Here is an 18,074-nt window from a genome sequence, read left to right on the forward strand (position 1 = left end):
CCTGGAGCTGGATCCTGCCCCCCGCTACCCCGCTCGGCTGTCCTCCTGGACCGCCGCAACACATCTGAGGCTAACGTCGATGCCAACTTACACTGCGCCATTGCGTGAATACGCGTTTTTGCTTGAGCACGTCCTTGATTATCCGAAGGCGGTTGCCAGCCTCCCGGGATACGAGGATGCAACGCCTGCACTAGTCGATGCAGTGCTGAACGAAGGAGCGCGCCTGGCAGAGAAAGAGCTCGCTCCCTTGAACCGCAGTGGAGATGAAGAGGCCTGCGTATGGGAGAACGGGCAGGTTCGGACTCCAAAGGGCTTCAAGGGTGCTTACGCTCTCTATCGCGAGAGCGGGTGGCCGGCGCTGACGGCGTCGCAGGAGTACGGTGGGCAGGGTCTTCCGCACGTCGTTGGATTGCTCCTGCGAGAAATGGTGTGCTCGGCCAATATGGCGTTTGGCACCTACGCCGGTTTGAGTCAGGGAGCCATCAACGCAATTACGGCCCACGGATCCGAGGATCTGAAGCAACGCTTCCTTCCCCCGTTGATTGACGGGCGTTGGACAGGCACGATGTGCCTCACGGAGCCCCACTGCGGTTCGGACCTTGGCCTCCTGAAGACCCGTGCGGAACCCGCAGACGATGGCAGCTACCGCGTGACCGGAACAAAAATATTTGTGACGGGCGGTGAGCACGATCTGTCGGAAAATATCGTGCATTTGGTGCTAGCCCGGCTTCGGGACGCTCCAGCGGGCATCAAGGGCATATCCCTCTTTGCAGTACCGAAGGAGCTGCAGGCGCAGGATCAAACCTGGACGGTGCGAAACCTGGTGGAATGTAGCGGCATCGAACACAAAATGGGGATCCGGGCATCAGCAACGGCGAGTCTGGTTTTCGACGGGGCGACAGGTTGGCTCATCGGAGAGCCTAACCGAGGTATGAAGGCAATGTTCACCATGATGAACACGGCTAGGCTTGGTGTCTCCGTCCAGGCCGTGGCGTTGGCCGAGGCAGCATTGCAATTTGCCAGAACGTATGCGCTGGAGAGGCGGCAGGGACGTGGCATGGGCGCGGATGCGGTGGCGTCGCCGGTCCCAATTATTTCCCACGCTGACGTGCGACGCAATCTGCTGGTTGGTAAGTCGTTCGTGGACGGTGCTCGTGCACTATGGTTGTGGGCCGGCATTCAGCTAGACCGCCAGCACAAACATCCTGACCCGGCAGTGAGATCGGAATGCGAAAATATCCTCGCACTGTTGACCCCGGTTCTCAAAGCGTTCTTCAGTGACCGCTCGTTCGTGGCGACCAATGCGGCAGTTCAGGTCTTCGGAGGCCACGGTTACATTCGCGAAACGGGAGTAGAACAGTTCGTTCGGGACGGCCGAATCATTCCGCTGTACGAAGGGACGAACGGTATCCAGGCGCTCGATCTGGTCAGTCGCAAAATTACACTGAACGAAGGCCGCACGGTCGCCGGCTTCTTCGCGCTAGTTAAGGAAGAAATTTCTGGCATGGCGGAGTTGCGTCCAGATTTTGCCCGCGAACTCGAGACATCCCTTGAGAACCTGCGATCGGCAACGGATTTCATAACCGCAGGCGCTGAAGCAGACCCCCACCTGAACGGTGCAGCGGGCCACGACTACCTCCAACTGTTTGGTCTGGTCGCAATGGGATTCGCGTGGGCAAAAATAACGCGTGCGGCGCTTTCAGTTGGTGAGGGTGGAGATCAGGCACTGGCAAGCGAGAAACTGAAGGTCGCTAATTTCTTCTTTACGCGCGTCCTGCCCGAGGCCGAGCATTTTTCCCGGACGGTTAAAACGGGATCTGGGCCTCTCATGGCGGTAGCGGAAGATGAGTTCTAATATACCGGCGGGCGCCAAATCCGGGCGTCCACTCGATGCGTTAATTCGCTTCCAGGCTCGGTGGGGTCCTCTCTATCAATGAAATATCTGTCGTGTGCGGAGAAGCGACGAGGCCTTGGCTATCATCTAGGCAGACGCGCATCGTCTGCCAATAATTGTTGGTTTGGTGGCTGTCACTGAGTGTTAGCGGAGAGCGGGGCGCATGCCGGCACCGGGACATCATGAGAGATGTCGACTCGGCATGTTTGCGCCGGTGTCCCAGGGTGCGGCGCCCGGGCGGCATGTCTTGATGCTCGCGCGAAAAGTTTTGCCCACCAGTCAGTACACCGCTGACCATACATGCCGCGTCAAATTAGACGACTGGTCTAATTGTGTAATAATCCGGCGACTATGAGAGCTAGCCATCCCCACATTCGCCGGCACATCCTCGACGCTGGGCGCACCTTGATCGCGCGCAAAGGTTTTGTCGCGGTGGGCTTGAACGAGATTCTGACCACCGCCGATATTCCGAAAGGTTCGTTCTATCACTACTTCGGCTCGAAGGAAGCGTTCGGCAGCGAGTTGCTGCAGCAATACGTTGCCGACTACAACGCGCGGCTCACCGAGCTGTTTGGTCAACCCGGGCTTAGCGGTCGCGACAAGCTGCTGGGTTACTGGGCCGAGTGGCAGCAGCAGCAACTCGACCAGTATGGCGAAGAGAGGTGCCTGGTGGTGAAACTGAGCGCGGAAGTCAGCGATCTGTCGGATGAGATGCGCGTGGTATTGCGCGACGGTGTGGACCGGTTGATGGTCCGCTTGGCCGCGGTGATCCAGGAAGGCCAGGCCGACGGCTCGCTGTCGGCCGAGATTCGCGCCAAGGAGGCCGCAGAACTTCTTTATCAGATGTGGTTGGGAGCCGCGCTCGTCACCAAGCTTCGCAAAGACGGTAGCGCAATGGCGCAAGCCATGGCCGTCACCCAGAGCGTGCTTCGCGCAGCCTGATTTTTCCGCCCCTTCCCGCAACGGGGCCTGATTGCGCAATCGCTGTTGACCTTGGAGCACACGCATGAAGATCCTGATGGTTTTGACGTCTCACGACCGCCTCGGCGACACGGGTAAACCGACCGGTTTCTGGCTCGAAGAATTCGCGGCCCCGTATTACACCTTCAAGGACGCTGGCGCCAAGTTGACGCTCGCCTCGCCCGCCGGCGGTCAGCCGCCGCTCGACCCCAAGAGCGACGCGCCGGAGGCACAGACCCCGGCAACGAAACGCTTCCGCGCTGATGAGGAGGCGCAGGCCCAACTAGGGCACACCACACCGCTCGCCGATGTCAATGAAGCCGACTTCGACGCGGTGTTTTATCCCGGTGGTCACGGTCCATTGTGGGACCTGGCAGAGAGTGCCAATTCGATCGCGTTGATCGAGGCCTTCGAGCAGGCGGGCAAGCCAATGTCGTTCGTTTGCCACGCACCCGGCGTGCTGCGTCGGGTCAAATCGCACGACGGCAGCCCGCTCGTCAAAGGCCGCCAGGTCACTGGTTTTTCGAACAGTGAGGAGGCTGCGGTTCAACTGACCGATGTGGTGCCGTTCCTGATCGAAGACGAGTTCCAGCGGCTGGGCGCGCACTACAGCAAGGGCCCGGACTGGCAAAGCTACGTGCTCGTCGACCAACGCTTGGTAACGGGGCAGAACCCCGCTTCGCCCGAAGGCGCGGCCGAGGCGTTGTTGAAGCTTCTCGACCCGAAGCACTGATCCCGCGCGTATGCGCAGGGACCCCTTATCGTATGTTCCAGGAGATCAATTTTGCGTAGCGTTATCTATTCGTCTTTCGGTAATCCCGCCGACGTACTGCAGGTCGCTGAACGTACCACGCCGACTCCCGGCGCGGGTCAGGTACGAATCAGATCGACCTTGTCGCCGCTTCATAATCACGACCTCTGGACGATCCGCGGTCAATACGGCTATAAGCCGTCACTGCCGGCCGTGGGCGGCAGCGAAGTCGCGGGCGTGATCGAGGCGGTCGGCGAAGGTGTGGAGCGCGTCAAGGTCGGTCAGCGGGTGGTTGTCGCGGGCATTCACGAAGCGTGGGCCGATTACGCGCTGGCGCCGGCGGCTGCGGTAATCCCGCTGCCGGACGCCGTCAGCGATGAAGTCGGCTGTCAGTTGATCGCCATGCCGCTGAGCGCCGTGATGCTGCTGGAATTTTTGCAGTTGGAGCCGGGCCAATGGTTCATCCAGAACACGGCGAACGGCGCGGTAGGTAAGACGCTGGCGATGTTGGCAAACGCGCGCGGTATCCATGCGGTGAATCTGGTTCGACGCGAAGCCGGGATCGCCGAACTCGCCGAAATCGGGATTCGTAATGCGGTCTCGACCCAAAGCGACGGTTGGAAGGAGCGGGTTCGCGAGATCGTCGGTGACGTGCCGCTTGCGGCGGGTGTCGACTCTGTAGGCGGCGACGCGAGCGGCGACATTTTCGGTCTGCTCGGCGAATACGGCACGCTGGTGTCGTTCGGCGCCATGTCCGGTCAGCCGATGCGGCTGAACTCGGGTGACGCGATTTTCAAGCAGGCAACCGTGAAGGGATTCTGGGCCAGCAAGATTTCTGAAACGACGTCGGGCGTGGACAAGGCGCGGATGATTAGCGAACTGCTGACCCTGGCTGCGTCTGGCGAGCTGAAGTTGCCGGTAGACGCCGTGTTCGATGTCGAGAATGCTGCGCTGGCGGCAGCAGCGAGCGAGAAGAGCGCGCGAAAGGGTAAGGTCTTGCTGCGCTTTTAGGCCAGCGAGAACCAGTTAGGCTCGCGCGTCGTGACGACCCACGTTCAGACGCGCAGTTAGAAAACGTTCACAATCTGAAGGCTCTGTCGATGATCGAAGTACACCACCTTAACGCGTCCCGCTCCCGACGCATTACCTGGTTGCTGGAAGAACTCCAGCTCGAATATAAGCTGGTTAAATACCAGCGGAACCTGGAGACACATCTTGCTCCGCCGGAACTGGCGGCAATCCACCCCTTGGGCAAGGCCCCGGTCATCCGTGATGATGGGCGGGTGATTTTCGAATCTGGTGCAATCGTGGACCACCTGATCCGTCGCTATGGCAATGGAACCCTGTGCCCTGAGTATGGAACGGCTGACTATGATCGCTATTCGCAGTTCCTGCACTATGCCGAAGGTTCGGCAATCTTGCCGCTAATGTTGCGGGTCTATACGGCTCGCCTTGGCGAAGGGGCGGCGTCGTTGCAGCCAAGAATAGAGAGTGAATTGCAGAATCACCTGGGTTTTCTTGATCGTGAACTGCTTAGCCGGGAGTATTTTGTCGGAAATGAACTCACGGGAGCTGATATTCAGCTCTCGTTTGTTGCCCAGACCGGTCTCGTTTTTTGTGGACGGGACGCGTTCCCGAATCTCACCTCTTTCGTCGATCGAATCGAGGCTCGTCCGGCTTACAAGCGAGCGATGGAGAAGGGCGGAGCATAATCGCCCGTAGTAGTAAAGCTGGTACCGGCGTCGCCGCCTCGCACTCAGGCCCGGTGCGCCTTTTCAGGAGCATCGACATGACTGTTTCATGGAAGCGCTGGTCTTGCAATCCAGACCTCGTGCAAATCGTTCGATCGCCTTGATGTTTTCACGGTGACTGGGCAAAATGTTCGACGCATTATCCGCTCTAAATCGGGGACATCCCGGGCCTTTCCGTCCAGAATGACCGGCGGCGATAATCAGTGTTGGGCTGCAGTAGTAATAAAAAATCAGAGTAAGCCACCGGGGAATCCAATGACCAGAAAAGTCTTCTTCAGTTTTCATTTCGATGCTGATAGCTGGCGCGCGTCGAAGGTGCGCCAGATGGGCGCACTCGAAGGCAATGAACCTGTATCCGGCAATGACTGGGAGGAGGTCAAGCGCGGCGGCGACGCAGCAATCGAACGCTGGATCGCTTCCCAGATGAAAGGTCGCACATGCGCAGTCGTGCTGGTCGGAGCGCAAACAGCATCACGTCCGTGGGTCAAATACGAGATCCGCAAAGCCTGGGAAAGCGGTCTGGGTGTGGTCGGTGTACGTATTCATCGTTTAACGGACCGGAACCTTCAGACGGCCAGCCCCGGTGCCAATCCGTTCGCGGGGTTCAGCATTAACCAGACGTCGCTCTCCCAGATCGTCCCGTTGCACGATCCGGCGGGACTCGACAGCAAGGCGGTCTACGCTTCCATCGAAAAGAACCTCGATGCCTGGGTCGAAGACGCAATCAAGCTCCGCGCGAAATACTGAACCGGATCCAGCCAGGCACGTCGGGGAGGCATGCGTTGAGCGTTTATGAGATAGGGCTTCTGGGCAGTCTGTCCGAGGCGGACCGCGAAGCGTTGTCGAATACGCTTGCGGGACTGATAGAGGAGTTCGGCCTCGCTGTAGGTGGCGAAATCAAGATCCGAATTGCGGGCGAGGTGCGTGAGCGTAACCGGCATGCGGCGTTTGTTGCTGCATACTTCGGCGCGCCCGAACAGGTCGATGTAGAGCTTGTACGCGAACTTGTACGTTCAAGTGCGCCTGTCATACCGGTCATTGGCGTCGCAGATGATTTCGCTGCCTGCGTGCCCGACGTGCTCGCCCACGCGAACGCTCTGCGCCGGCGCGCCGGTGATACGCGACTCGCGGAACTGGCAGCAGCATTACTTGAGTGCATCGGTCTGCTGCGGCGTCAGCGGCGCGTCTTTGTCAGCTATCGCAGGGTCGAGTCGCGCGCCGCAGCGCTGCAGCTGCACGACCTGATGAGCGCGCGGGGTTTTGACGTTTTTCTCGACACGCACGACATCCGCCCCGGTGAAGCGTTCCAGGAGGTCCTGTGGCATCGCCTGTGCGACTCTGACGTCATGGTCATGCTGGATACGCCTACGTACTTCGAAAACAAGTGGACCCGCCAGGAACTGGGCAGGGCACGCGCGAAGGAAATTCATGTGCTGCGCGTCGTGTGGCCTGACCATACGCCCAATCGAGCCATGGATCTGGCGGAAACCATCTATCTGGATGCAAATGAACTTGTTGGCGCAGACGGACCAATCGCCGACCCGAAGGTTGAACAGATCGTGCTGGCGGTCGAAAGCCTGCGCAGTCGCAGCATTGCTTCGCGCTACATGTCGATCACGGGCAAGCTGCGTGCCGAAGTCGAACGCGTAGGAGGCGAGATAACCGGTATCGGCGCTCACCGGGCCATTTCGATTCGACTCGACGATGGGCGCACCATTTGGGCGTACCCCGTGGTTGGCATTCCAACGGCCGAGTTGCTTAATGATGTCGCCGACAAGGCTAGGGAGGCAAAGCAGGACGAGACACCGATGCTGGTCTATGACCACGTGGGAATCGGCAAGCAATGGCGAACGCATCTGGAGTGGCTCGACGAGAACATCGCGTCTGTGCGCGCGGTCCCGGCGGTCGATGCAGGCTGGAAGCTTCCGGCTTGGGAGGCTCCAAGTTGAAGAATGCGATCTTTCTTTCCGCAGGTGTGCCGGATCCTCGCCGGGGCGCCGAGTTTGCAGCGACAGCCGATACGGTAGCTATCACTGCCGCCGTATCGGCGCTGGTGCACGTCGTCCTTGGGCGTCGCCTGCTGATTTGGGGCGGTCAACCGGCGATTACCCCTATGATATGGGTGGTGGCCGAAAGCCTTGGTGTTGATTATGGCGCGTGGGTTCGGCTATACCAGTCACAGCATTTTCGCGATGAATTTCCGGAAGACAACGAACGCTTCAAAAACGTCGTCTTCACGGACGATGTGCACAATGACAGGGAGCAGAGCCTTGCACACATGCGGCACCGGATATTTACGGAAAACGGCTTTGACTCCGCTGTGTTCGTCGGCGGCATGGGCGGCATCGTCGACGAATATGAACTGATCCGGCAACTGCAGCCATCCACGCAGGTGATTCCCGTTGTTTCCACGGGTGGGGCTGTACTCAAGATTGCCGAGCGGATGTCATCCCTTAACGAGGATCTCGTCAACGACCTCGACTACGTGTCGTTGCTTCACAGGCATCTGGGTATTTCGGTGCGCGAGCGACGATACCACCGTCCTGATGAGCAGCCGACCAATGTACAGGATCGCTATAGCTGAGCCTCGCTCGGTGACAGGACTGCCACAATGCCATTACTGAATGAGCGCGACATACGCGATCGGGCAAAACGTCGCATAGACGCCGAAAACCTCGCTGCCCACGAGTGCCTGAACCGGATCCGGAGCCAGTTGCGCAAGCGATACGATGTGTTTCTGTCCCAAACCATGCGGGACGCCGAGATCGTTCTCGGTGTCTACGATTATCTGGAACAGCAAGGCTACACCGTATTCTGTGACTGGATTGACGCCCCGGAGTCGGACCGCGCGGCCGTGACATCTGCGAATGCAGCCGCAGTGCGCGAAGCCATGCGCGCGAGCGACACGATGCTTTTTATCGACACCAACGGCGCCGCCCAGTCCCGCTGGATGTGCTGGGAACTCGGCTGGTTCGATGCCGCTAAAGGCCACGTGGCGATACTGCCAGTGGTGTCGGAGGCCACGGACTATTATCACGGACGCGAGTTTCTCGGACTTTATCCGTACGTGCGGATCGACATAGAAGGGGATCTCGAAATCGTCAGGCCACCTGCGAAGAGTCTGTCCGGCGTAACGTGGCTTGAATCGCCTAACAGCGAATCATTTCTGCGGTGGCGCAGCTCGAATTCTGGCTTTCAACGTCCGAGGGTGATCGGGTAGTTCGGGTAACCCTCGCCGCAGGACGGACATTTCTCGATGCGCGCACGGAGACAAGTGGAGTTACCCGTGTGCATTAGCGGTTATAACGACCATGTGGGCCGTAATCGACCCGCGGCTATTTCAATAAAACGCAGGAGATCAGGATGTATCGGGGATTCAACCTTAAGATTCAAGGCGACGACCCTTTTGGCACGCACAAAGACCGGGGGCAAGCTCTTTTTGATGCCGACGCTGGAAGGATGCGTCCCAAGATCACGCAGTATGTCAAAGATAATGCGATTGATGCGACCAAGCTGCAGGCCGACTGGTTCGGGCCTGAAAATGCTCACGTGTTCATCTCGCATTCGCACCGCGATGTCGACCTGGCACTCGGTCTTGCGGGGTGGCTCGATGCCAGGTTCGGCCTTCGCGCTTTCATCGACTCAACCGTCTGGGGGCATTCGGACGATCTGTTGAAGCAGATCGACAATGCGTATTGCAAGAACGAGGATAAGAAAACCTACAGTTACGAGGCTCGGAACCGTTCGACCAGCCACGTTCATATGATGCTGTCCTGCGCGCTTTCGACGATGATAGATCGCGCCGAATGTGTGATCTTCCTCAATACGCCTTCATCAATTGTCGTCAAAGACTCCATCGACGATGCGGGTGCATCCCTTACGGCTTCGCCGTGGATCTACGCTGAACTCACGACCAGCAAGCTGATTCGCAAACGGAGGCCCTCTCGGATCGTCCTCGAGTCTCTCGAGAAGTCTGCCCGGCGCCAGATCACTGCCGACAGTGCGACACAATTTCATTACGAGGTAGAACTCTCTCACCTTGCTAGCCTGAACCACAGCGACCTGGTTTGGTGGCACAAAGCGGAGGGTCGCGGCACGGACGCTCTGGATGCACTGTACGAGTTCAAGCCTGAATCCAAGGAAGGGTAACCCTTGGCACGACAGGCAAGGTTTTACTTTCACACGATTTCCCGGGACACCACCATCGTATGGCTACAAAGCAATCTAAAAGCGTCCCTGAAACATTTTCAGGCGAAGTGAGGGCGTTTATCCGCGCCTTCACCGATGAGCTCGTTGACAACAACGCCGCGATCTTCGCTGGAGCTGGGTTGTCCGCGTCACTAGGATACGTTAACTGGAAAGAGCTGCTGCGCAGCGTCGCGGAGGAACTGGGGCTGGATATCGACCGTGAGACAAATCTGGTTGCGCTTGCCCAGTATCATCTGAATGAGCGCAGGAACCGTTCTGAGCTGAACCGGCGAATCATCGCGGAGTTCAGCGATATACGCAAACCGACGAGCAACCACGAGATTCTCGCCCGGTTGCCCATCTCCACGTACTGGACGACGAACTACGATCGGATGATCGAAACTGCGCTCGACCAGGCGAACAAGATCGCAGACATCAAATATGAAGTGAGGCAACTGAAGAAGACCACGCCGAGCCGCGATGCGATCGTCTACAAGATGCATGGCGACGTCGAGCATCCCGATGATGCCGTTCTGACCAAGGACGACTACGAAGGCTATTTTCGCAGGCACGAGCCATTTGTCACCGCGCTGAGTGGCGACCTGACCGCGAAGACCTTTCTCTTTCTCGGCTTCAGCTTCAGTGATCCGAATATCGACTACGTGATGAGCCGAGTACGGGTCACGCTACATCAGGCACCAAAACAGCACTACTGCATCATGCGGCGGGAGCAAAAAAAGGCAAGGGAAAGAAACGCCGACTTCGAATACCGAAAGCATCAGCAATCTTTCTTGATCAAGGACCTCGCTCGCATTGGCGTTCACACGCTGCTGGTTGACGATTACAAAGACATCACCCGAATTCTTGCCGCTATCGAGCAGGAGTACCGCCAGCGGACTATCTTTATTTCCGGTAGCGCGGATGATTTCGCGCCATGGAAAACTGATACGGCGAATCAGTTTGTCGCGGGGCTCAGTCAGGCATTAGTTGAGAAGAAGTATCGCATCGTGACTGGCTTTGGGCTCGGCGTCGGCCCCTCGGTGATCGCTGGCGCCCTGGATCCGATTCTGCGGGACAAGCGTCGTTATCGTCAGTCTCAACTGGTTGCCCGGCCGTTTCCGATCGCCATCAGTGATCTGCGGGAGCGACGCAAGGCCTACCAGCGCTACCGCGAGGAGATGATCGGACTTGCAGGTATCGCGATCTTCCTGTTCGGTAACAAGCGGGAGGGTGACGACGTCATCGACGCCGACGGCGTCGTGGCGGAATTTGACATGGCGGTTGAGCAGGGGCTGAAAGTAATTCCTGTGGGTGCGACTGGCTATGTTGCGGAGCAAATGTGGGGAAGGGTGGCGGATAATCTTCCGGAATTTTATCCGGGTGCCACAACTGCGTTCAGGAAATCGCTTGATGCGATAGGGCCAACCACTTCGTTGCCGGATCCTAGAGTCTTGATCCAGTCGATCCTGAAACTGGTCGAATCCATCCGCAGGAACGAATGAGAGTGTGCGGGCGATCCACGAAGGCACATATGGTGTCAATACTTGGAAATCGAGCTTCACGGAAATACTAACTATCTGAGGGTTTGTATCGAATCATGGCCAAGCGCGTATTTTTCAGCTTTCACTACCAGGATGTCATCGACTTCCGGGCTAACGTTGTTCGCAACCACTGGGTCGCAAAGGACGATCGGGAGGACGCAGGATTTTTTGACGCCTCAATCTGGGAAGAAAGCAAAAAGAAGGGGAAAGCCGATCTGAAGAAGCTGATTCACGAAGGGCTTGAGAACACATCGACAACCTGCGTGCTAATTGGCTCGCAGACATATGCCCGCCCTTGGGTGCGATATGAGATCTTCCGCAGCATTTTTCGCGGCAACAAGACATTCGGCGTTCACATCAACCAGATCAAGGGAAAGGACCAGCAGGTCAAATCCAACGGCCCTAATCCGTTCGAATATCTGGCGCTACGTTACAGCTCAGATGGCACGTCAGTTGAGCCGCTGGAGTATGAGGGCGGCGAATGGGTTGCGTCACCGACCATGGAGAAATACACGCTAAAGACCACGGCGAGCGCTGACAAACGTGGAAAGGCGATTAAGTTGTCGCAGCTCGGGTACCGGACGTACTGCTGGTCTGCCGATAAGGGCTACGAGTCCTTCAACAACTGGGTCGGCTGATCCGGCAGGTTAAGCCTTTCCCGGTCGCCGCAATCTCGGGAGAGATCGCGGTGATATGCGAGAGCGCTTCCGCGACGGTCGTGGAAGCAGCCGCTAGATCATTGCGGCGAGTCTGGTCGCCTGAGATATGGCTCGCTTGGCATCCAGTTCAGCCGCCACATCCGCGCCTCCAATCACGTGCGCTTTAATGCCGGCCGCCTTAAGCGGTTCAAGCAAGTCTCGCACGGACTCCTGGCCCGTGCAGAGTACGATATTGTCCACATTAAACCAGGTTGGTTCCTGCCGCTCGGGCCCGAATGACACCAGAAGGCCCCGGTCGTCAATCTGCTCATAGTTTGCGCCCTCAATGGACCTCACGTCCTTCATCTTGAGCGCGGCGCGATGTATCCATCCCGTGCTTTTGCCCAGTCGGGATCCAGCTTTGTCGGTACTACGCTGAAATAGCCATACCTTCCTGAAGGGGGCATCGGGAGCCGGCCGTACCCCTTCGATGCCGCCCCTTGCAAGCTCGGGATCGCCGACGCCCCAGGCTGAGCGCCACTGCGCCACGTTAGGCGCCTCACGCTGCGGAGGCTCGACGAGATATTCAGCGACATCAAAGCCAATGCCGCCCGCACCGATGACTGCAACGCGCTTGCCAACGGGCCTGCGACCGTGGAGAACATCGACGTAGCTCAAAACCTTGGGGTGGTTTTGACCCGGTATGCTGGGCTGGCGCGGCTTTACGCCAGTTGCAATAACGACTTCGTCAAAACTCTGCTCAACGAGTTGCTCGGCGGTCACCTCTTCACCCAGATGAAGTCTGACGCCCGTTTGCTGGATGCGTCGCTCGAAATAACCTAGCATTTCGAAGAATTCTTCCTTGCCTGGTATGACTTTGGCCATGTTCAACTGCCCGCCGATCTGGTCCGCTGCATCGAACAGATGCACCTGATGACCACGCTCTGCCAGTGTGACGGCTGCGGATACGCCTGCTGGCCCGGCACCAACAACTGCAATACGGCGGGTCTCGACAGCTGGTTTCAGCACGATATCGGTTTCGTGACAGGCACGCGGGTTCACCAGGCAACTCGCCACCCGATTCGAAAAAATGTGGTCGAGACAGGCCTGGTTGCATCCGATACAGACGTTGATATCTTTTGACCGACCTGTTGCAGCCTTCCTAACGAATTCGGGGTCGGCGAGCATCGGACGCGCCATGGAGACGAGGTCGGCGCAACCTTCGGCCAGGACGTCCTCCGCAACGGCTGGTGTATTGATCCGGTTCGAAGCGACCAGAGGAATGCCGACTTCCCCCTTCATTTTTTTCGTCAGCCACGCAAATGCTGCTCGCGGTACCGATGTCGCAATCGTCGGAATGCGCGCCTCATGCCAGCCAATCCCGGTGTTTATGATAGTGGCACCCGCAGCTTCGACTGCACGAGCAAGCATGACCACCTCTTGCCAGTCGCTTCCGCCCGGAACCAGGTCAATCATCGACAGGCGGTAGATGATGATGAAATCCGGGCCCACCGCTTGTCGGGTACGCGAGACTATTTCGACCGGCAGCCGCATACGTGCGGAGTAGTCGCCGCCCCATTTGTCGGTGCGCTGGTTTGTATTCGCGGTCAGGAACTGATTGATAAAGTAGCCTTCGGATCCCATGATTTCAACGCCGTCATAGCCGGCCTCACGGGCAAGAGCGGCACTGTTGACGAAATCGGCAATGTGACGGTCAACCTCGTCGCTGCCGAGTTCGCGAGGCGTAATCGGCGATATTGGTGCGCGCAGTGGCGATGGCGCAACTGCTCTTGGACGCCTAGGAAGAGCGCCACTTGCCGGCGCGAAGCAACCTTAGGTTGCTTCAGTCTGAATTTTACATAACAGCTCAGTTTTATATAGGAATGCTATCTATCAGCATCAAGGAAGTCGTAATCCGATGTCGGTTCGGCGGTTACGGCGCGAAGGCAGCCGGGCGGGGCGAGATTAAACCGAAGCGCAATCCTCAGCTAAGGGCAAAGGCAAATTGATTCGAAGGCATCAGCAATCACTCACCGGCCAACGGGGATCAGTAAGCGCCGAATAGACGGTCGAGCGCGGCACCGATCCGGTCCCGTTCATCTCTGAGCGTACCGATCGCAGGGCCTAGTTCGATTGTCCTGAACGCACCGAGCAACGGTGTTTCCAGCACAAACTGTTCTCCCTCGATATCAATGATGGGCGACAGATCCTGCGCAACCTTGCTGCCTGTGTAGTTGCCGGCGACGCGCGTCAAAGGAATGACGACGCGCGATATGAGATTGCCGAGATGATCGCTTTGCACGTCGAGTAGAAACGGCGACGCGGCCTTGGATCTTGCCGAAGGGTTGTTGTAAAGATCAAACCGAGCCATCAAAACATCCGATGTTCTGCCAAGGGCAAGCCGTCACGCTCAATTCGCGCATTCATTTCCGCGATGAAGTCTGCATTCTTTTCCGCCCAGACGCGAGCTTCGGCGGCCTGAACCTCTTCGCGCAAGCCGCGTTCGCTTGCCCTCGACACGTTAACGTTCAGTTCCTTGGCGCGCTCGAGCAAATCGGTCGGAAGTGAAACGTTGGTGGCTTTGCGCGCGACCTTTGACTGGGAATGTGCCTTGGCAACACGCTTGACGACATTCGGTTGCGCCGCCGGTGCGTTAATCATGGGCATCTCCTATGTGCATGAGACATGCGCATAGTTTGCCATACTTCCCGGCTCTTCCGACCTTGACGTCCCTCACCCGCTTCTGTCCCTAGAAAGTTAGGTACCCGGTTCGGCCGCATAGTCCTGGTCCGCTTTTTAGCCAGGTTCAAATGTCCGCTTTTTCGCAGCGTAAGCTGACCGGCCGCCGGCGTTCCGGCGCGGGAGGCTTTAATGGCTGCGACCGAACGGATAACCATGACGATGCGCGAACTGGACAGGTTCAAGGTCATTCAGGATGTTGCCGACGGCAAGCTCAAGCCGTGGCGCGCGGCAGAACGGCTCGGGCTGACGACGCGGCAGATCCGGCGCCTGGTGGCGCGACTGCGCCTACATGGACCGGAAGGCCTCGTGTCGCGTCGGCGCTCGAGGCCCAGCAACAACCAGCTGGACGCGGTGACGGCCGATCGGGCACTCTCGATCATTCGTGATCGCTATGTTGATTTCGGGCCGACGCTGGCTTGCGAGAAGCTGTACGAATGTCACGGCATCCGGCTCGCCAAGGAGACGGTCAGGCGTCTGATGACGGATGCAGGTCTCTGGGTGCCGCGCCGGCAGCGGCCACCAAAGATTTACCAGCCGCGTGCGCGGCGCGCGTGTCTGGGCGAGCTGATCCAGATCGATGGCAGCGATCACCGGTGGTTCGAGGAACTGGCGCCGGCCTGCTCGCTGCTGGTGTACGTCGACGATGCGACGAGCCAGCTGATGACGCTGCATTTCACAGCGACGGAATCGACGTTCAGCTACTTCGAAGCGACGCGCGCGTATATTGAACGCCACGGCAAGCCTGTCGCGTTCTACAGCGACAAGTACAGCGTGTTTCGCAAGACGGGTGCAAACAGGGATGGCAACAGCGCGACCCATTTCGGCCGTGCAATGTACGAGCTGAACATCGACACGTTCTGGGCGAACAGTAGCCCCGCCAAGGGGCGCGTCGAACGGGCCCACCTGACGTTGCAGGACCGCCTCGTAAAAGAATTGCGGTTGCGTGGCATCAGCACGGCTGCCGAAGCCAATGCGTATGCGCCGGCCTTCATGGCAAATTACAACGCGCGCTTCGCAAAGCTACCAAAGAGCAGATTCGATGCTCACCGCCCACTCAGGGCTGACGAGAATCTTGATCTGGTGTTCACGTGGCGCGAGCCGCGCAAGGTGAGCAAGTCGTTGACTGTGCGGTATGACCGCGTCACGTACCTGCTGAACGACACGCCCGAGCACCGCAAACTGATCGGACGGTATATCGAGGTCTGGGAGTATCCGGATGGTCTTTGTGGAGAATGGGCTGTTTGGAGCCGGGCGGCAAACCACCATTTGGATTTGGCTCCTGTGGCGCGGCGGCTACGCACTGTCCGTCATCATCGCTATCACGGTGGCGAGAGCATACGGCCCTCATGTCATAGCTGCCGCGACACGCTTGCGTCTAGGGATAGCTGCGATCGTCGGTCCAGTTCTGCTCTCGGTTGCACTCACTTCAGCAGCGATCACGTTGCACGCAGGGCTCCCTGACCTCGTCTCAGGCGTTCTGCCTAGCAGGCATCTGTCCGCGAGCCCGATCGCAATTGCGATTGCTGTACTGTGCAGCGGGGCGCTTGTCTTTCATATCGTTATGAGGCGGTTGCGCACGGCGGTCGATCTGTTCATCGCGGTAGCACTCCTAGCCGGACTAATGGATGTAGCGCTGACACTCGCCGCCGGCCCTCGATACAGCGTTGGCTGGTACGCTGCGCGCCTTGCTTCGATGTGCTCTGCCGGAGCGCTGCTTGGCGCGCTGTTGAATGAGACGGGCCGCGCCTACCAGGCGCTCGCAGACGCGCATTGCGCGCTGAGGGAATTTTCCGTGCGGGATGCGCTGACTGGAGTCTTCAACCGCGCCTACTTTGATGAGCAGTTCCGACGAGAACTTTCTGTGACGAGCAAGACCGGCTCTGCGCTATCGCTTCTGCTCATCGACGTCGACCATTTCAAGGCCTACAACGACAAACACGGTCATCTCGCCGGCGATGCATGTCTGCAGACGGTCGCCAGTACGTTACGGACGACACTTGGCAGCCATCCCGGTTTTGTGGCGAGATATGGCGGTGAGGAGTTCGCCGCAGTGCTCCCTGACTGCGAGTCTGGCCGTGCACTACATATTGCGGAGCTCCTGCGCAAATCGGTGGCAGAATCAACTGCGGGCTTGTACGAGGACGACCTAGGACGAGGTCATGTGACAGTATCGATCGGCCACGCATCAAGCAGCTGTTGCCGGCGTCTCGATGCATCTGCCGTGCTCGCTAAGGCTGACCGGGCGTTGTACCGGGCGAAGAAGTTGGGCAGGAATCGGGTGGAAGATGTGTTGCCAGAAGAGCATTTCGATTCCGTCGGGCCCTAGCGGCGCGGTAGTCTCCATCGAAGTGTCTGCACTCCATTGCAATTGGGCGGCAGGGCGGGAAATAGGCCGGTCCGTGACGATCCGCCACCGTCGCCTCCTACTGAGACACAACTGGAGGAGACTGTTGAATTGGGTTTCAACGGGAGCAGCAACTTCCTGTTGACCCGTTTGCGGATTAATGGCGCATCCGAAAACACAAAGGGCCACGCCCAGCAACCTGGGGCTGCGAATCGTCATTCAAATCCGTGTAACGATCCGTAGGCCAGGCCTCTCTTCTTGGCCGATCTGCAGTTGCCGGACCAAGACACCGCCCGTCTCAGCACACATCTCATGATTAATGGCATGTAACGACGCTTCCTTAGTAAAGGTTTGCCGTAGCGGACTGTCTTGTAGTGCTGCAGCTTTACAAGTTGCCTTAAATAAAAATTACAACTTTGGATATGTACTACTTGACATTGCGGATGTAAGGCTTGAATACGTTGGAGCTGGCCCAGACCCCTACATCAGGCGAAGCACGATTCTCTGAAGGAGGGAGGGCAGGTCACGTCGCACGTCAGCCACGAGATGAACAAAAACGGTGTCGTCGCGGACCTGATAGATAACCCGATTCTTGCCGGAAAGGGCCTGCCGGAAACCGTCCTCGAAGAAGCCCTCAAGCTCGGGAGGCGCGTGACCGCTAGCGGGAAACTGGCGAATGTGACTGATCGTTTCCTGAAGTTGCGCGGATGTCTGACGCCATGTTTCCCAACCGAATGTGCGGACGACGTAGCTTCTCAGTTCGTCGATGCCGATCCGCGCGGTAGGGAGGATGCGGTACTTCAGCAAGGGCGCCGCCATCAGCGGAGCTTTTCCTGTTGGTCTAGCTCATTAAGCTCTGCAAAAAACTCGTCGCCATCAGCGTGATCCGCGCGCTCGATATGCTTCTGTCCGATCGCCAGGATTTTCAGTAGGGCGATCGTCTGCTGTGTCGATTCGTAGGTTCGCACGTCCTGGACGACGAGCTTCGCTTCGCCGTTCTGCGTGATGATGAGCGGCTCTCCCGACTCCGTCAGATCCTTGACGATTTGCGCCGCTTCGCTTTTGAGGTAGCTGATTGGCTTTACATGATCCGCGATATGCATCTAGCGCTCCGGGGGCAAGTGGATCGGACCGAATTTAAACCATTAACGGTCTGATAACAACCCCGTGCTGCGTTCGACATGACGTAAAGTTGACATAACATAATTTATCAACATTTATGTTGTACGGGCTATATCCTAATGTCGGGTTCTGGCTATTTACAG

At 58.0% G+C, this 18,074-nt stretch carries 17 protein-coding genes and 2 pseudogenes; 14 read left to right on the plus strand and 5 right to left on the minus strand.

Going from position 1 to position 18,074, the window contains the following annotated elements; translation table 11 throughout:
- The first annotated feature begins 79 nt into the window (after positions 1-79).
- The 12 genes from OH764_RS33765 to OH764_RS33820 all read left to right on the plus strand — a co-directional run bounded on the left by OH764_RS33765 (position 80) and on the right by OH764_RS33820 (position 11,723).
- Positions 80-1,855 (plus strand): acyl-CoA dehydrogenase family protein, encoded by a 1,776-nt coding sequence (locus OH764_RS33765; protein WP_498851725.1) that lies wholly within the window; start codon positions 80-82, stop codon positions 1,853-1,855.
- A 390-nt stretch (positions 1,856-2,245) separates the two neighbouring features.
- Complete coding sequence (locus OH764_RS33770) at positions 2,246-2,836, plus strand: TetR/AcrR family transcriptional regulator (protein WP_498851726.1); 591 nt, start codon at positions 2,246-2,248, stop codon at positions 2,834-2,836.
- A 64-nt stretch (positions 2,837-2,900) separates the two neighbouring features.
- Positions 2,901-3,587 carry a type 1 glutamine amidotransferase domain-containing protein gene (locus tag OH764_RS33775; protein WP_498851727.1) on the plus strand — a complete coding sequence of 229 codons (687 nt, stop codon included), beginning with the start codon at positions 2,901-2,903 and terminating at the stop codon, positions 3,585-3,587.
- A 51-nt stretch (positions 3,588-3,638) separates the two neighbouring features.
- The gene (locus OH764_RS33780; RefSeq protein WP_498851728.1) at positions 3,639-4,616 is read left to right on the plus strand and encodes a zinc-binding dehydrogenase; all 978 of its coding nucleotides are present in this window, start codon (positions 3,639-3,641) and stop codon (positions 4,614-4,616) included.
- Between the two features lie 89 nt (positions 4,617-4,705).
- Positions 4,706-5,317: a glutathione S-transferase family protein gene (locus tag OH764_RS33785; protein ID WP_498851729.1), complete on the plus strand. Its 612-nt coding sequence runs from the start codon at positions 4,706-4,708 to the stop codon at positions 5,315-5,317.
- A gap of 294 nt (positions 5,318-5,611) precedes the next feature.
- On the plus strand, positions 5,612-6,103 hold the full coding sequence (locus tag OH764_RS33790) for a TIR domain-containing protein (RefSeq protein WP_498851749.1): 492 nt from the start codon (positions 5,612-5,614) through the stop codon (positions 6,101-6,103).
- 35 nt (positions 6,104-6,138) lie between these two features.
- Positions 6,139-7,305 (plus strand): Thoeris type III anti-phage system protein ThcB4, encoded by a 1,167-nt coding sequence (gene thcB4 / locus OH764_RS33795; protein WP_498851730.1) that lies wholly within the window; start codon positions 6,139-6,141, stop codon positions 7,303-7,305.
- A complete protein-coding gene (thcA, locus tag OH764_RS33800) occupies positions 7,302-7,940 on the plus strand; it encodes a Thoeris type III anti-phage system protein ThcA (RefSeq protein ID WP_498851731.1) in 639 nt (212 codons plus the stop codon). Before thcB4 ends, thcA begins: the two co-directional genes overlap by 4 nt.
- Before the next feature lie 27 nt (positions 7,941-7,967).
- Positions 7,968-8,576: a toll/interleukin-1 receptor domain-containing protein gene (locus OH764_RS33805; protein ID WP_498851732.1), complete on the plus strand. Its 609-nt coding sequence runs from the start codon at positions 7,968-7,970 to the stop codon at positions 8,574-8,576.
- Between the two features lie 143 nt (positions 8,577-8,719).
- Positions 8,720-9,505 (plus strand): toll/interleukin-1 receptor domain-containing protein, encoded by a 786-nt coding sequence (locus OH764_RS33810; protein ID WP_498851733.1) that lies wholly within the window; start codon positions 8,720-8,722, stop codon positions 9,503-9,505.
- Positions 9,506-9,564: 59 nt separating this feature from the next.
- Positions 9,565-11,046: an SIR2 family protein gene (locus OH764_RS33815; protein WP_498851734.1), complete on the plus strand. Its 1,482-nt coding sequence runs from the start codon at positions 9,565-9,567 to the stop codon at positions 11,044-11,046.
- 95 nt (positions 11,047-11,141) lie between these two features.
- Positions 11,142-11,723: a TIR domain-containing protein gene (locus tag OH764_RS33820; protein WP_498851735.1), complete on the plus strand. Its 582-nt coding sequence runs from the start codon at positions 11,142-11,144 to the stop codon at positions 11,721-11,723.
- Positions 11,724-11,816: 93 nt separating this feature from the next.
- Here the strand turns inward: OH764_RS33820 and OH764_RS33825 are convergent.
- The 3 genes and pseudogenes from OH764_RS33825 to OH764_RS33835 form a co-directional block, all read right to left on the minus strand.
- Positions 11,817-13,538, minus strand: a pseudogene (locus OH764_RS33825) (oxidoreductase); the annotation flags it as partial.
- A gap of 232 nt (positions 13,539-13,770) precedes the next feature.
- The gene (locus OH764_RS33830; protein WP_498851736.1) at positions 13,771-14,094 is read right to left on the minus strand and encodes a CcdB family protein; all 324 of its coding nucleotides are present in this window, start codon (positions 14,092-14,094) and stop codon (positions 13,771-13,773) included.
- Positions 14,094-14,384, minus strand: a complete 291-nt coding sequence (locus OH764_RS33835; protein ID WP_498851737.1) for a type II toxin-antitoxin system CcdA family antitoxin — start codon at positions 14,382-14,384, stop codon at positions 14,094-14,096. The genes OH764_RS33830 and OH764_RS33835 overlap by 1 nt, the downstream gene beginning before the upstream one ends.
- Positions 14,385-14,594: 210 nt before the next feature.
- Between OH764_RS33835 and OH764_RS33840 the strand changes: the two are divergent.
- Positions 14,595-15,686: pseudogene (locus OH764_RS33840) on the plus strand (ISNCY family transposase); the annotation flags it as partial.
- Complete coding sequence (locus tag OH764_RS33845) at positions 15,682-16,791, plus strand: GGDEF domain-containing protein (RefSeq protein ID WP_498851350.1); 1,110 nt, start codon at positions 15,682-15,684, stop codon at positions 16,789-16,791. The pseudogene OH764_RS33840 and the gene OH764_RS33845, both read left to right, overlap by 5 nt.
- Positions 16,792-17,289: 498 nt before the next feature.
- Here OH764_RS33845 and OH764_RS33850 read toward each other — a convergent pair whose 3' ends face one another.
- Positions 17,290-17,628, minus strand: a complete 339-nt coding sequence (locus OH764_RS33850; RefSeq protein WP_498851351.1) for a type II toxin-antitoxin system RelE/ParE family toxin — start codon at positions 17,626-17,628, stop codon at positions 17,290-17,292.
- Positions 17,628-17,912 (minus strand): type II toxin-antitoxin system Phd/YefM family antitoxin, encoded by a 285-nt coding sequence (locus tag OH764_RS33855; RefSeq protein WP_498851352.1) that lies wholly within the window; start codon positions 17,910-17,912, stop codon positions 17,628-17,630. The genes OH764_RS33850 and OH764_RS33855 overlap by 1 nt, the downstream gene beginning before the upstream one ends.
- Positions 17,913-18,074 lie beyond the last annotated feature (162 nt).

The sequence above is a fragment of the Burkholderia sp. M6-3 genome (assembly GCF_050858985.1).
Taxonomy (GTDB): Bacteria; Pseudomonadota; Gammaproteobacteria; order Burkholderiales; family Burkholderiaceae; genus Paraburkholderia; species Paraburkholderia caledonica.

What these genes read in the sequence shown, in the direction of transcription:
- OH764_RS33765 (WP_498851725.1), top strand. Translation starts at nt 80, where the DNA reads ATGCCAACTTACACTGCGCCATTGCGTGAATACGCGTTTTTGCTTGAG.
- OH764_RS33770 (WP_498851726.1), top strand. Translation starts at nt 2,246, where the DNA reads ATGAGAGCTAGCCATCCCCACATTCGCCGGCACATCCTCGACGCTGGG.
- OH764_RS33775 (WP_498851727.1), top strand. Translation starts at nt 2,901, where the DNA reads ATGAAGATCCTGATGGTTTTGACGTCTCACGACCGCCTCGGCGACACG.
- OH764_RS33785 (WP_498851729.1), top strand. Translation starts at nt 4,706, where the DNA reads ATGATCGAAGTACACCACCTTAACGCGTCCCGCTCCCGACGCATTACC.
- OH764_RS33790 (WP_498851749.1), top strand. Translation starts at nt 5,612, where the DNA reads ATGACCAGAAAAGTCTTCTTCAGTTTTCATTTCGATGCTGATAGCTGG.
- OH764_RS33805 (WP_498851732.1), top strand. Translation starts at nt 7,968, where the DNA reads ATGCCATTACTGAATGAGCGCGACATACGCGATCGGGCAAAACGTCGC.
- OH764_RS33810 (WP_498851733.1), top strand. Translation starts at nt 8,720, where the DNA reads ATGTATCGGGGATTCAACCTTAAGATTCAAGGCGACGACCCTTTTGGC.
- OH764_RS33815 (WP_498851734.1), top strand. Translation starts at nt 9,565, where the DNA reads ATGGCTACAAAGCAATCTAAAAGCGTCCCTGAAACATTTTCAGGCGAA.
- OH764_RS33820 (WP_498851735.1), top strand. Translation starts at nt 11,142, where the DNA reads ATGGCCAAGCGCGTATTTTTCAGCTTTCACTACCAGGATGTCATCGAC.
- OH764_RS33830 (WP_498851736.1), bottom strand. Translation starts at nt 14,094, where the DNA reads ATGGCTCGGTTTGATCTTTACAACAACCCTTCGGCAAGATCCAAGGCC.
- OH764_RS33835 (WP_498851737.1), bottom strand. Translation starts at nt 14,384, where the DNA reads ATGATTAACGCACCGGCGGCGCAACCGAATGTCGTCAAGCGTGTTGCC.
- OH764_RS33845 (WP_498851350.1), top strand. Translation starts at nt 15,682, where the DNA reads ATGGTCTTTGTGGAGAATGGGCTGTTTGGAGCCGGGCGGCAAACCACC.
- OH764_RS33850 (WP_498851351.1), bottom strand. Translation starts at nt 17,628, where the DNA reads ATGGCGGCGCCCTTGCTGAAGTACCGCATCCTCCCTACCGCGCGGATC.
- OH764_RS33855 (WP_498851352.1), bottom strand. Translation starts at nt 17,912, where the DNA reads ATGCATATCGCGGATCATGTAAAGCCAATCAGCTACCTCAAAAGCGAA.